This window comes from Bacteriovorax stolpii, from assembly GCF_002872415.1.
GTDB classification, from domain to species: domain Bacteria; phylum Bdellovibrionota; class Bacteriovoracia; order Bacteriovoracales; family Bacteriovoracaceae; genus Bacteriovorax; species Bacteriovorax stolpii.
Genome location: NZ_CP025704.1, coordinates 3279863 through 3294096, shown reverse-complemented (window position 1 = coordinate 3294096; position 14234 = coordinate 3279863). Strand labels below are relative to the sequence as shown.

General features: G+C 41.2%; 13 protein-coding genes. 7 read left to right on the top strand and 6 right to left on the bottom strand.

The features are described from left to right. Nucleotides 1-26: 26 nt before the first annotated feature. From C0V70_RS16240 to C0V70_RS16215, 6 genes are read right to left on the bottom strand one after another with little or no spacing between them, the layout of a single operon-like run. Entirely contained in the window at nt 27-1409 is a 1383-nt protein-coding gene (locus tag C0V70_RS16240) for a pyridoxal-phosphate dependent enzyme (RefSeq protein WP_102244919.1), read from the bottom strand. Nucleotides 1410-1422: 13 nt separating this feature from the next. Then, on the bottom strand, nt 1423-2640 hold the full coding sequence (gshA, locus tag C0V70_RS16235; RefSeq protein ID WP_102244918.1) for a glutamate--cysteine ligase: 1218 nt from the start codon (nt 2638-2640) through the stop codon (nt 1423-1425). A 16-nt stretch (nt 2641-2656) separates the two neighbouring features. Then, entirely contained in the window at nt 2657-3706 is a 1050-nt protein-coding gene (locus C0V70_RS16230; RefSeq protein ID WP_102244917.1) for an ArsA family ATPase, read from the bottom strand. Beyond that, nucleotides 3703-4503, bottom strand: coding sequence for an ArsA-related P-loop ATPase (locus C0V70_RS16225; protein WP_102244916.1), 801 nt, complete (start codon nt 4501-4503; stop codon nt 3703-3705). Before C0V70_RS16225 ends, C0V70_RS16230 begins: the two co-directional genes overlap by 4 nt. Before the next feature lies 1 nt (nt 4504). Continuing rightward, the gene (locus C0V70_RS16220; protein WP_102244915.1) at nt 4505-5185 is read right to left on the bottom strand and encodes a putative outer membrane beta-barrel protein; all 681 of its coding nucleotides are present in this window, start codon (nt 5183-5185) and stop codon (nt 4505-4507) included. Nucleotides 5186-5224: 39 nt separating this feature from the next. Beyond that, on the bottom strand, nt 5225-5596 hold the full coding sequence (locus tag C0V70_RS16215) for a polyhydroxyalkanoate synthesis regulator DNA-binding domain-containing protein (RefSeq protein ID WP_102244914.1): 372 nt from the start codon (nt 5594-5596) through the stop codon (nt 5225-5227). A 448-nt stretch (nt 5597-6044) separates the two neighbouring features. Here C0V70_RS16215 and C0V70_RS16210 point away from each other — a divergent pair, with 448 nt between their 5' ends. The 7 genes from C0V70_RS16210 (at nt 6045) to C0V70_RS16180 (ending at nt 14227) form a co-directional block, all read left to right on the top strand. After that, nucleotides 6045-7898, top strand: a complete 1854-nt coding sequence (locus tag C0V70_RS16210) for a tetratricopeptide repeat protein (RefSeq protein ID WP_102244913.1) — start codon at nt 6045-6047, stop codon at nt 7896-7898. A 191-nt stretch (nt 7899-8089) separates the two neighbouring features. Continuing rightward, a complete protein-coding gene (locus tag C0V70_RS16205; RefSeq protein WP_102244912.1) occupies nt 8090-8497 on the top strand; it encodes a hypothetical protein in 408 nt (135 codons plus the stop codon). A 107-nt stretch (nt 8498-8604) separates the two neighbouring features. After that, entirely contained in the window at nt 8605-10362 is a 1758-nt protein-coding gene (locus C0V70_RS16200) for an ABC transporter substrate-binding protein (RefSeq protein WP_102244911.1), read from the top strand. 21 nt (nt 10363-10383) lie between these two features. Beyond that, nucleotides 10384-11325 carry an ABC transporter permease gene (locus C0V70_RS16195; protein WP_102244910.1) on the top strand — a complete coding sequence of 314 codons (942 nt, stop codon included), beginning with the start codon at nt 10384-10386 and terminating at the stop codon, nt 11323-11325. Between the two features lie 10 nt (nt 11326-11335). Continuing rightward, nucleotides 11336-12238, top strand: a complete 903-nt coding sequence (locus C0V70_RS16190; RefSeq protein WP_102244909.1) for an ABC transporter permease — start codon at nt 11336-11338, stop codon at nt 12236-12238. A gap of 1 nt (nt 12239) precedes the next feature. After that, nucleotides 12240-13253 (top strand): ABC transporter ATP-binding protein, encoded by a 1014-nt coding sequence (locus C0V70_RS16185; RefSeq protein ID WP_102244908.1) that lies wholly within the window; start codon nt 12240-12242, stop codon nt 13251-13253. Then, nucleotides 13250-14227, top strand: coding sequence for an ABC transporter ATP-binding protein (locus C0V70_RS16180; protein WP_102244907.1), 978 nt, complete (start codon nt 13250-13252; stop codon nt 14225-14227). The genes C0V70_RS16185 and C0V70_RS16180 overlap by 4 nt, the downstream gene beginning before the upstream one ends. The last annotated feature ends 7 nt before the right edge of the window (nt 14228-14234 follow it).

Here is a 14234-nt window from a genome sequence, read left to right as displayed (position 1 = left end):
GTCTTTCTCTCTTAAATATTTTCTATCTAGATATTTTCTCTTTTGGCAATAAAGTTCAGGATATCAATGTTTGTCAGAAGGTTTTTAAGCTTCCCGTTTTCTGTGATCAGCACCACTTCTTTCTTTAGAAGAGAGTCTTGAACGTTTGCCAGAAGGTCATTGATATCAACCACTCTAAAGCCTTTGTTATAGGCAAGACTTACGTTGTCTGTCAGTTTGAATTCACCTGTATAAAGTGGCTTTAGTAAGCTCGTTTCACTGACGACACCTTTGATGATGTCTCCTTGAATAACCGGAAGCTGAGAAACATTTTTTTGTTCCATTAGTTTTACAGCATCCCCAATTGTTGCATGGTCAGTGATTGAGATCACTTCGTTCTTATCTTTACCAAGATCTTTTAGAAGATCCCCGATAATAACGTTGAAAGAAGAATCGATGTAGCCTTTGCTCATCATCCACTCATCGTTATAGATTTTTGAAGCGTATCTGTTTCCTGAATCAGGTAGAACAACCAGGATCTTTTTTGGCTCTTTTAGAGTCTTTGCGTATTTGATTGCTCCCACAACAGCTGCACCACCAGATCCACCAGTGTAAATTCCTTCTTGTTTTAAAAGAGCGCGAGTCATCAGGAATGATTCTTTGTCACCAACAACGACCCAGTCATCAATCACTTTGAAATCGTAGTTTTCTGGAATGAAGTCTTCTCCAATTCCTTCGATGACGTATGAACGAGCACCACTTAGATCCCCTGTGCGGGCAAACTGAGCAACGATTGATCCTTCAACGTCAACACCAACAGTTTTAAGATTTGGCATTTTAGTTTTAAGGTACATTGAAACACCTGTGATTGTTCCACCAGTACCAACTCCGGCCATATAAACATCGAAGTCACCTTTAGTTTGTTCGAAAATTTCCGGTCCAGTTGTCGCCACGTGAGTTTCGCGGTTCCAAAGGTTGTCGTATTGGTTTACGTAGTACGAGTTTGGAATTGTTTCAGCAAGGCGCTTTGAAACTGAGTAGTAAGATCTTGGATCTTCCGGCTCAACATCAGTAGGGCATACAACAACTTTAGCTCCGAAAGCTTTTAGGTTATTTACTTTTTCAATAGACTGCTTGTCGGCCATAACGAAGATACACTTGTACCCGTTAACAGCGGCCCACATCGCAAGTCCTACACCAGTGTTTCCTGATGTTCCTTCAATGATTGTTCCACCTGGTTTTAGTTTTCCGGCAGCGATCGCGCGGTCCATGATAAAACCACCAATACGGTCTTTACTTGATCCACCTGGATTCATGAACTCTAGTTTTACATAGATTTCTGACTCTACGCCTGTTGTCACTTTGTTAAGTTTTACAATCGGTGTCCATCCAATGGCATCTAAGATGTTTTTCTTAGCTCCTGTCATCATAATATTTTCTCCTTTAAATTACTTCCTTGATCTCATAAGCCGAAGCTAGCGTCGATAATCTTGCGATAACCGAATACACCGCTTCTTTCATTGTGTGGTCCTGAGCTTCTTTGACAACTTCGCTCATGCAAAGTTTTCTAAAAACCATCCCACGGCTGTTTAAATTTCCAATATTGTCTTTTTCACCGTTAATTCTCATGAACCCGCCAATTGACTGGCAATTGATAAGGTAGATGGTGATCTCGGCCGGTTTGTCATCGTACTTAATAATTGTCTCAACACCTTCTTGAACCAGAAGGGAAGTGAACTTGATTGAGTTTTTACCCACATCCATTTTGTTGCGGGTTTTGCGGTTCATGTTGATGATTTCTTCACCAGAAGACACAACTGAAATTCCCATTCCGTATGTCCCTTGAGAAGCTTTCACGAAAACTTTTGATCCCGGAGGAAGTTCTGCAATGATTCCATCAACCGCAGCACCAAGTGTGTCTAATCCACTTTTTTCTTCGAAGTCGACATGGTCAACTCCCACGAATCTCGCCTGGATTAAATTCGGGTCAATCCCGAAGTGTGCGCAGAATTCATCCGCCACTTGTTTGTAATATTTGAAGTGAGTGTTTTTTTGTCTTCTAAACCATCCGATCTTCGGAGTTGGATTGATGAGAGTCTTAACTTCGTTCCAGTTAACTGGAAGCGGATTAGACTGATCGTTATTGCAGATAACGAAATCACATTTTTTTGTCAGGCCGTGGATCTCACCGTTTTCTAATTTTGCTTTTTCAATTGTCAGTGATGTTCCGTTTTGTGAAACCAGAGAAAGAGAGTTACTACCTTCAAAAGGCGCTTCATCAAAAGTTAGAAAGATGACCTCGTAACCAGAGTCTCTCACTAGTTGAGCAAGTTTAGTCAGGTGATCAAGGTAGAAAAGATTTTTCGTGTGAGACTCAGGAATGATTCCTACAATCTTTGCTTCCGGTGCAATTTTAGAAATAGTATTTTTCACAATCACAGCAGCATCAGCAAAATCGGCCGCACAGAGATTGTTGAATCCGGCCGGGTACATGTTGTGATCAACGGGAGCGTATTTGGTTTTACTCTCTCTTACGTCGACGCTTGAATAAAAAGGGATTGGTAAACCTTGCTTTTTATCGTGCAGGTATTGATTAACGACTTCGTAATTATTGAAAATAAAATTTTCAAATTCTTCTTTAGTGCTGATTTTGAATGCCATGAAACCTTCAGTGATATCAGGCCTTAAATTGTAAGGCCAGGCCCTTAACGTGCTCCAATGGAGAAGGACTATTTATTTCATGGAATTTTAGTACGTTTGTGAAGTTTTTACTAGCAAACTCGGAAAGCTTAGCCTCGCGAGTCACCATACCTGACTTTAGTTTTGAAAGTGGAGCATTTCCTGCGGGTTCCCAGGCATTCAAATACGGCGTTAGGCACTTATTGATAACTAGAAATAAGTCATCGTGAATAAAGTGTCCTGCCTGATCCTTTAGCCCCTGTGCTTCATTAATTTTCTGTTGCTCAACCGAAGTGACCAGAAACCAGTTGGAGAATGTCTCATTCTTTAACTCTTCCTGGAATTCCAGGGCGTGAAGGAAGGAGTCGCGGCTTCTGTAAAGAGCAAGGACAGCGTCAATGAACTCGCGAACAAATTCGGCACCCGTCACATCTTCGAGGTAACTTAAAAGTTTGTTTACACCAGTGGAGATAATCTTAGTGAAGATTCCCTGGCTTTTTGACGACCCACCGTGAATGCTCTTTCCGAGATACTCAAAGATTTCCAGGAATGATTTATCAAAGAAGTTTTTAATCTTCTCAGAAGACTCGAGGAAGTCGATAAAGTGTTTTCCCGGAGGAGTATCGAGGATAATCGTATCGTAGAGATTTTTTTTAATTTGATACTGCACTTCAATGATCGACATGATCTCATTCATTCCACCGTAAGGGCGAGAAAGGGTTTTAATGATTGTCGATTCAAATTCAGCTTCCAGCCCTTTTTCCACAGCAATACGCTTTAAAGTCGCTCCCGGCGACATCAGCATAGCATCGAAGGACTTATTTTTATCCTGTCCGAAAAGATCCAGGGTAATTGTGTTGATTACGCCATCATCTGTGTCCGGGAGGTTTAAAATTTGTTTTAATCTTTTGGCCGGGTCAATCGTGATGAGTAAAACTTTTCTTCCTTCTTCTGCCAGCGCAAGTGCCCTGGCCGTGGCCACCGTGGTTTTTCCCACGCCACCAGTTCCACAGAAGAGTTCAACTTTTTTCTGAGGGATATTGATCATAGAAAGGCCCCCATGTGAGGAGCGAGTTCTTCAATCACACCCACTTGCTCACTCTCATCAATATGTGGCAGAGACTTGATGTTTCCAATGATCTCTTTTTCCAGCTCAATTTTATTTTTTAAAAAATCTGGGAGGTCTTTTTCATCAATCTGATTGTCTTTTAAGTATTTCAGGTAGGAATCATTGACCATCAGTTCGACATTTAAATCAGGTCCATTACTGTTGGCCAGTTCATTCTGCAGGTCGCGGGCTTCATTGATAGCGAGCTCTGTGGCCAGGGAAACAATCAATGTTTTTAAGTGTCCTGGACGGCTTAAGAATGTGTGCATTTTCTCAATGTCTTTAACGATGAGACCTGCTCTAAAAATCTTTTTAAAGTTCGATGAAGACTCAAACATCGTCAGTGCGTGCCCTGAAGCCGGGGAGTCGAGAACGATTACTAGGTCAGGATTTTTATCTAATTCATCCAGGATATGTCCCAGGAGAATCATGTGGCCAAGGCCGGGGATCATTTGAAAAAGCGATTTGAAAAAATGCGTTTTCATAATCCATGAAGCGATGGTTTTTGAGTTTAGTTTTCTTCCGATATAAATTTCAGCTGAAGTATTGAGGTCGATATCTAAAACCGGAAGTGCGAGCTTTTTCCAAAGCGTTCTTTCCGGTTCCTGATAAAATGAATTGTATTTTACGTTATGACCAGTGCTCTCAAGATGTTTGGTCATTGCCATGGCCAGAGACGTTTTTCCTACGCCGCCTTTACCTGTCAAAATATAGAGTCGTTTAGGCGGAACTTTCATATTAATTGAAAGTGTACATTCCAAGGATCAGAAGTTTCATATATGAACCTTCCAGATCTGGACCGTTTTCTTGTCTAACATCAAAGGGGTCGTGGTAGTGAGCGATAACACCTACTGTGGCCTGGCTATTAAGTCTTAATTCAACTCCAGCACCAAGGTTCATCCCGAAGACCAGCTGTTCGCGTGTCTTGGTTAAAACGCCATTAATGTTTCTTGTCGCTGTCGGCTCATAAAAACCGAATCCACCAAGAACGAAAGGTGAGAAGGCATCAAATTGGAAACCCTTCCCTTTAATTGAAAGTGCGAGTCCTTTAATCGTAACGTCGCGGTTTAGGTATTTGTGCTTTGACCAGTGAAGGTTGGCCATAAAGTCAAAAGAGTAGCTGGCAGAGTAGTTGTAATAAAGATCAGGAGTGATCTTATCCGTCCCATGATCGTGGAAATCAGAGCGAAGAAACGTCTGACCTACACCGATACCAATCGAGTGTTTATTGATCTCATCTGGGATGCGAGAGTCACTAGCAGAAGGAATGTTGTTGTTAACTTTTTTGGCGCTTTCTTCGCCGGTAAGCACATGGATGTTTGGCTTAATTTGTTTTTCTTGGGCCTGGGCGGGAGAAACAAAAACACCCGCCATAAAGACGGGTGTCATAAGAACTATTTTTAAAATGTTGTTTAGCATTAAGTACCTTTAGTTTAAGAGGGAACTAATGCTTAAATTTTAGTTTAAAGTAGTTGTAGTTTCAATAGCAGAGTTTTCATTGTTCATGAAAGGTGCTTTGAACTCAGAAACTTCACCACCAAGCTTCTTTTCTAGAGCTTTGATGTGTCCTGTGAAAGTTCCTTCTTCTGAGCGGATTACACGCTTAAGAAGTTCAACATCTCCAGCTCTTGTTGATTTTTTCTCTTGATCAAAAAGAAGTTGGATTTGAGTGATGTAAGTGATGTCATTCTTAGTTTTGTTGTCGATAACTTGGATTTCGTTACCTTCACGAATGATCTGTGCGATCTCTTCTAGAGTCACGTAACAGCTCTGGTGAGTGTCATAAAGTTTTCTGTTTTGGTAACGCTTAATGATTCTTACGTCGCTCATACTAATTTCCCCTATTTTATCGAGAACCTTTTTAATTGGTTCTCAGAATATTGGTTTTAAGGCTTTATGCCGTAAACTTTCTATCACAAAAAAAAAGCACAGAATCTCGGTTTCGCAATATTAAGTACTTTTTTCACTAAACCTTTAGACTACCTTTTTTTCTTTTGAAAATCGGGTACTTAGGTGCATTCCAAACGAAATGGTGCCCTCCTAAGGCTTAGCGAGCCAAGAAATAACAACATTGATTTGATGCTGTCAAACATTTCCCAAACAATTTTTGCTGTTCTTTTTAAATTTTTTTAATAATGCAATTAAATCAAGTATTAGGAGTGATGCGAAAAAATGGCCGCTTTGCTTCCAAATCCTAGTTTTATTTAAAGCTCATGGGGGCAGAAGTCGATGAAGTTTCGAGGGAGATTATTTCCTCGACTGCGATGGATATCAGCCTATGCGCACTTTAAAATTTTCACTTCTAGCAATTCTTTTAACATTCATTTCATGTTCACAGATGACGTATTCTCCTAAGGGCGAAGCGTATAAAGAAATTAAATTTAATCCCACTGCAGAACTTGGAATTAAGAATGGCGAGCTAAAAGAGATGGTGGAAAGTGCTCTTAAAGTTGGAGGAAAAGCTCCAGAGTATCTGGCCACTGATTTATTCATCAAAGGCAACGATGCTTCGATTCGCGGAGATTTTCAAACCGCGGGAATTATCTTTAGAGCAGTCAGTGAACTGCAGCCTGATGATCTTTATGTAAAAAGAAAGCTGGCCTATGAGCTGATTCGTTCAGCAAAAGAGCCGGACTTAAAAGAAGCAGAAAAAATCCTGGAAACAGTTTTTAAAAAAACAGACTCTAAGGATGAAACAGTCGGTCTTATTTTAGGAAGTGTTCATTCTTCATTGGAAAAAACCAAAGAGGCCCGCGCTGTTTATCAGCGTCTCTTAGCAGTTAATCCCAATTCAGAAGAGGCGTGTTTATACCTTACTCGTTCTTATGTGGCAGATAAAATGTTTAAGGAAGCGCACTCGCTTTTAAGCAGCTGTGAAAAACGCTCACCTGATAGTCCAGTCTTTTCATTTTTCCGCGGAAGAATGGAGTACGACAGAGGAAACAAAGCTGTTGCTCAAACTCACTTTGAAAAATCATTAAAAATTGATCCAACATATTCGCAAGCAGCGATGGCAATTGGCGCTCTTTATGAAGAAAAAGAGCAGTTTGCTAAAGCGCTTAAAGTTTATAAGAAGTTTGTGGATAATGAAGAAAACGCCGGCAACACTCAGGTGCTCTCGCGCATGGTGACGGTGATGTTCTCAATGGAAAAAACAGCTGAGGTTCTGCCTTATGCTGAGACATTAGTTTCTTTAGACAATACAGACCTGAACTTAAAGGTTCGTCTGGGATTACTGTACTCAGATATGGAACGCTATGATGAAGCGGCTAAACTTTTTAAAGATGTTTTAGAAGTTGTGCCTGAATCGGATAAAGTTCTTTATTATCTTGGGGCCCTTCACCAGCAAACAAATCAGCCGGCAGAAGCGATGATGTACTTCAAGCGCATCGGTTCAACCAGCCCACTATTTGGAGACGCCGGACTTCAAGTTGGGCAGATCATGGGCGTGCGTGCCCGCGAAGAATTTGTTCAAGGAAAATCTGATTCAATGCAGGCCTTTAATCAATTTATTGATGGAAGGGTAAAAGAAAATCCGGAAATGACAATGGAGCTTAAAATGCTTCAGGCAAGTTTCTTTGAAGACACTTTCCAATACAAAAATGCGATTATAACTCTTGCATCTTTAAAAGAGCACAAGAATTTTACTGAAAGCCACAGCTACTACCTGGCTTCGATCATGGAAAAAGACGGACAGTATAATGAAGCTAGAAAACTGGTGCAGGTGATTGTAGACAAAGATCCAAACAATGCTCACGCACTTAACTTCTTAGGTTACTCATATCTAGAAAGAAACGAAAAAATGGATGTGGCCTTCGAATATATTTCGAAAGCAGTTTCATTAAGACCGGATGACGGGTATATTAGAGACTCACTTGCATGGTATTTTTACCAGACAGGAAAATATCACGAAGCTTTAGCAGAAGCGAGAAAGGCCATCGAGTTAGTCAAAGGTGATCCCACGATCACGAAGCACCTCGGAATGATTTATCAGCGTCTGCATAATTATGATAAAGCAAAAATGTACCTGACTGAGGCGCTAAAGAGTGCTCAGGCAAAAGCAGAGAGAGAAGACGTATTAAGACTCTTAGAAGATGTGGAGAAAAGCAGATTACCGGCCTCTATTCCGTAGGGCTTGGCTGTTTATTATTTCTTCTAGCTTCTTGTGCGACAGAAACTCCAAAATCAGCGGCTGATTTTCAAACCGAGTTCCAAAAAATTTGTGTAGAAGGAAGTGGAAACGGCCGCATCGAGCTTTTATCAACTAAACATATTTTTTCTTACGAATCCCAAATTTCACGAAAAGAAAACAGGTTCGATTTAGTGTTAGATTTTCCTGTCATCGGGGAGAGAGAGCTTGCGTTATCTCTCGATCCTGAGTTTGTGAATCGCACGATTAAAAATTCTGAGATTACTGAGCTTTTAAAAGATCAATTGGGCGAGCGAACTGACAAGGCCAAAATAGCCAAGAGCATTGAAGAGTTCTTTGTTTTTGCTTCTGATTTCATGCGCTTCAAAGCAGCGAAGGTTTATCCTAAACATTTTTCGGCCAGCTTTTCTGACAATCATTTCATCATGGAGCGCACTACACCTTCATATAGATTTGTTGTTGATAACTCGGTATCTAATCAAAAATTCTATGAGAGAGTCGTCTTTAAAATCTTCGTAAAAGACCTCTCAAATGATCCCATTTTGACACTGTTTTTAGTTCCAAAAGAATGCGACATGTAAGTATTGTGACGCATTAAAAAAAAATCCCAAAAAAAATGACAAATGCAGAGAATCATAGATATAAATAAAAGTCCGACCATTTTATTTTGTTAATCGAGGATTTTTAAATGAAAATGCGAAACATCTTATTGGCCCTGTCTGTTGCTGCAGCGACTGTATTAACTGGCTGTGCAAAAAAACAAGACGCGAGTGAACGCGTTCTTAACATCGTGAGCCCTGCTGAAATTAAAGGTTACGATCCGATTATGTCGGACGATCTTTATTCTGGTAGAGAGATCGCAAAAATCTATGAAGGCTTACTAGCATATCATTACCTAAAAATGCCGTATGAGCTAATTCCTAACCTTGCTGAAGCAATGCCGGAAGTTTCAAAAGATGGTATCACTTACACTTTCAAAATTAGAAAAGGCGTTCTATTCCAAGACGACGCTGCTTTCCCTAACGGAAAAGGTAGAGAAGTTGAAGCATCTGACTTCGTTTACTCAATCAAGCGTCTTGCTGATTCAAAAAACCAAGCAAGCGGATGGTGGATCCTTGATGGAAAACTAAAAGGTCTAAACGAGTGGCGCGATAAAAACGCTAATCTTCCAGTGACTAACTACGATGAAGAAGTTGAAGGTCTAAAGGCTCTTGATAAATACACACTTCAATTCAAACTAGCGAAGCCATTCCCGCAATTCCTATACTCTTTAGCAATGGGATTTACTTCAGTCGTTTCTAAAGAAGTTGTAGCGAAGTACGGAAAAGAGTTCATCAACCACCCGGTTGGAACTGGACCATACGTTCTTCCAAAGTTCGACCAAGGTAAACGTATCGTTTATACAAAGAACCCAACTTTCAGAGAAAAACTATACCCAAGTGACGCTTCTCCAGAATACCAAAACCTTCTAGGAGATGCTGGAAAGAAACTTCCACTTGTTGATAAAGTTATTGTACACGTAATGGTTGAATCTCAGCCAGCATGGTTAAAGTTCAACAAAGGTGAAATTGATTACTTTGGTGTTCCAAAAGACAACTTCGCAACAGCGGTTAAAGACAACAAGATCTCAGGTGAGCTTGCAGATAAAGGAATCGTTCTTACGATCTCTCCACAGCTTGACGTTACTTACACAAGCTTTAACTACGACAACAAGCTTTTCCACAACACGAACCTAAGAAGAGCTATGTACCTTGCTTACGATGAAGCAAAGGCAAACGAACTGTTCTACAACAATACAGCTTTCCCTGCTCAATCAATCGTTCCTCCTGGAATTGCTGGTAACGACCCAGCTTACAAAAACCAGTGGAAAGGACCAAACATTGAACTAGCGAAGAAGACTCTTGCAGCAGCAGGATACCCAGAAGGGAAAGGTCTTCCAGAAATCGTTTACGATATCCCAGATTCGACAACATCTCGTCAGATGGGTGAATACTTCCAAAAGCAAATGGAGCAAATCGGAATCAAGATCAAGATCTCTGCTTCTCCATGGCCAGAATTCCAAGCTAAGCTTAAGAAGAGATCGGGACAAATGTTTGGTATCGCATGGGGAGCAGATTACCCAGATGCAGAAAACTTCCTACAACTTTTCTACGGACCAAACTCAGCACCAGGTGCTAACAGCTCTAACTACAACGATCCAAAGTTCAACAAGGAATTCGAGCAAGCTGTTATGATGCAAGATTCTCCAGCGAGAACTGCTCTATACGTAAAGCTAAACAAGTACATTGCTGAAGAAGCAGTAAGCTTATTCGGTGTTCACCGTCAGGCGTACACTCTTCAACAATCATGGTTAAGAAACTACCGTGCATCTGATCTTCACCACGACAACGTTCAGTACCTGAACCTTGATACGGCTAAAAAAGAAGAGATGGCTAAAAAGTTTTAATCTCAAATAGGTTTATAAGAAATGAATTTGTACTCTTACATTCTACGCAGGCTCCTCTATGTCGTCCCAGTACTACTGGGAGTCTGCTTAATTATCTTTGTTATCTTTAACGTTGTTGCTCCAGACCCAGCGTTCATCCTTTTAGGAAAACACGCGACTCACGAGCAAATTGCCCAACTTCACCACGAGCTTGGAATGGACCGCCCTTTTTGGGAGCAGTACCTTTCAATCGTGAGATCAGCTTTCACATTTGACTTTGGTTACTCATGGTCATCTAAGCAGCAGATTTGGGAAATGATTAAGGCCGGAGCAGGACCGTCACTGTCGATTACTATTCCACTTTTCATCATCGTTAACATCGTATCGATTTCAACAGCACTACTTGTTTCTTTCTATCGCGGAAAGATGTTGGATAAGACAGTTCTTATCCTTTCTATTGCGATGATGAGTATTCCAAGCTTAGCGTACATCCTTTTTGGTCAGTGGTATTTCGCTTACACTCTAGGATGGTTTGAAATCTCAGGATACGAAGCAGGGTTTCCTAATTTCATTCCTTATACAATCCTTCCAGTTCTTCTTTACATTGCAATCAGCTGGGGACCAGACACAAGGTTCTATCGTTCAGTTATTCTGGACGAAGTTTATCAGGACTATGTTCGTACCGCGCGTGCTAAAGGCGTGGGCGAACTAAGCATCATGTTCAAGCACGTATTAAAGAACGCGATGATCCCGATTTTAACTTATGTAATTATCCAGATTCCTTTCCTTATCCTAGGGCTCTTACTTGCTGAAGCTTTCTTCAGTATTCCAGGATTAGGCGGGATTACAATTAAAGCAATCAATACGAGTGATTTCCCGGTCATTAAAGCTATGACGATCTTAAGTGCGGTAGGGTTTATCATTTTCGGTGTTATCACAGACGTTCTATACACTGTGGTTGACCCGCGTATGAGATTGAAATAGGACGAGAAGAATGACGACAGATACTAAAACTATTGCACTAGAAGTTCCGGCTACGAAAAATAAAGCATCAAAGTCTCTGTGGCAGCATGCTTTCTCTACAATCGTTAAAGACAAGCTTGCTCTTGTTTCTTTGATCATTGTTGGGTTTTACTTTTTGATCGCTCTTTTAACTTTCCTTGGCGTTATCGCCAGCAACTGGGGAGTTGAAGTAGGTCCTTCATACGCACCACCAAGTGCAGAATACATTTTCGGAACAGATATTTTTGGAAGAAGCGTTTTCTTAAAGATGGTTAAAGGGGCGGAGACGGCCGTTGCCATCGGTTTAGCGACTTCTTTCATCGCTTTATTTATCGGAACAACCCTTGGAGCTCTTGCTGGTTATTTCGGTGGGATCGTTGATGAAATCATCGTTTGGTTTTACACAACATTCTCATCAATCCCATTCATCATGCTTCTGGTTGCCATCGCTTTCATCATGGGGAAAGGAACGTCGACAGTATTTATCTCTCTCGGGGTTACGAGTTGGGTTGGTCTGTGCCGTATCGTCCGTGGTGAAGTTATGAAGCACAAAGACCGTGAGTACTCTCAAGCGGCAAACGCTTTAGGTGCTGGTCACACAAGAAAAATTTTCAAGCATATTTTACCGAACATCACTCACGTTCTTATCATCAACTTCTCGCTGACTTTTGAGGCGGCGATTAAGTCTGAAGTTATTCTTTCTTACCTGGGTCTTGGAGTTCAAGGACGTCCAAGCTGGGGAACAATGATTGATGACTCGAAACTGGAGCTTGCTCGTGGAGTGTGGTGGCAGTTAGGTGCTGCGACTCTGGCAATGTTCTTTATCGTTCTTGCTTTTAACATTCTTGGAGACGCTCTTCGTGATGCTCTCGATCCAAAATTGAAAGGGAAATAAAATGACTGAAAAAGTCTTAGAAGTAAAAGATCTGGTCGTTGAGTTTAAGACTGACCGTGGAACGATTAAAGCGGTTAATGGTGTAAACTTTGACGTTTTCAAAGGGAAAACTGTAGGGATCGTAGGAGAGTCTGGATCAGGTAAATCTGTTTCTGCTCTGGCGATCATGGGACTTATCCCAAATCCTCCAGGGCGCGTGGCAAGTGGACAAATTCTTTTTAAAGGAAAGAGTTTAGTTAACATGGACGCCTCTGAAATGAGAAAAATCCGCGGTAACAAAATCGCGATGATTTTCCAGGAGCCAATGACTTCACTTAATCCGGTATTCACTATCGGAAACCAGATCGAAGAAGTGATTGAACTTCACCAGCCTCAATTATCTAAAAAAGAAAGAGAAGCAAAAGCTGTTGATATGCTACGCCTGGTGGGAATTCCTTCTCCTGAAAAGAGAGTTAAAGAATACCCTCACCAACTTTCAGGGGGGATGAGACAAAGGGTTATGATCGCCATCGCGCTTTCATGTGAGCCTGATGTTCTTATCGCCGATGAGCCGACAACTGCTCTGGACGTAACAATCCAGGCACAAATTCTTGAGCTAATGAAAAAACTGCAGAAAGAACTGGGAATGGGGATCATCCTGATCACTCACGATCTTGGTGTCGTTGCTGAAACATGTGACACTGTTGCAGTTATGTACTGTGGTCAGATCGTTGAGACGGCCGACGTCAAAACACTCTTTAATCACCCGAGACATCCATATACAAGAGGATTGATGAACTCGATTCCTTCTTTTGACTCTACTAAGAGTCAGAGAAAAGAAAGACTTCAAACAATCGAAGGAATGGTTCCATCTCTGTTTGATTTACCTGCAGGATGTAATTTCCAGGATCGTTGTTCAAGTGTAACTGAACACTGTCGTGGGTCTCAAGGTGAACCAACACTAAGAGACATGGAAGCAGGCCACTTAGCGGCTTGTTTTAACCCTCTAAAGCAATTTGAAGGTAAAGGTCTATGAGCGAATATTTATTAGAAGTAAAAAATTTAACGAAAGTTTTCCCAATCAAGGGTGGGCTTTTAGGGCGTGAAGTTGGGGCCGTGAGAGCGGTTAATGACATCAGCTTTAAAATTAAAAAAGGTGAAACTCTTGGTCTAGTAGGGGAGTCTGGGTGTGGAAAGACAACTCTGGGAAGATCAATTCTAAGATTGATTGAGCCAACTTCGGGTGAAATCATTTTCGATGGAAAGAACATCGAAAAAGCATCTCCAGCTGAAATGAGAGCGATCAGAAGAAAAATGCAAATCATTTTCCAAGACCCATACGCTTCTTTAAATCCGCGTATGACGATTGGAGATATTCTTGCTGAGCCAATGGATATCCATGAGCTACACACTGATAAAGCAGCAAGAAAAGCTCGTCTTCTTCAACTACTTGCTCAAGTTCAACTTCCAGCAGACGCTCTTAATAAGTACCCACACGAATTCTCAGGTGGACAGAGACAACGTATCTGTATTGCTCGCGCTCTTGCTGTTGAACCAGAGTTCATCGTTTGTGATGAACCTGTTTCTGCTCTGGACGTTTCGGTACAAGCTCAGGTTGTAAACCTGCTAATGGATCTTCAAAAAGAACTAGGTCTAACATACCTCTTCATCGCTCACGATCTTAAAGTTGTTGAGTATATTTCGAACCGTGTAGCGGTAATGTATTTAGGAAACATGGTAGAAGTTGCTGAGTCTAGCGAACTATATGGGGATGCAAAGCACCCTTATACTAAAGCATTATTCTCGGCCATTCCTCATCCTAGTACGGATAAGAGACCAGATCGCATTATCCTTGAAGGAGACATCCCAAGCCCGATGAATCCACCACAAGGATGTCATTTCAACCCAAGATGTTGGAATGCCACGGATGTTTGTCGTCAAACTTTTCCAAGTGTGACTCAACATTCAGGGACGCATATGTACCGTTGCTACAATCCGATTAGTAAGTAAAAGTTCA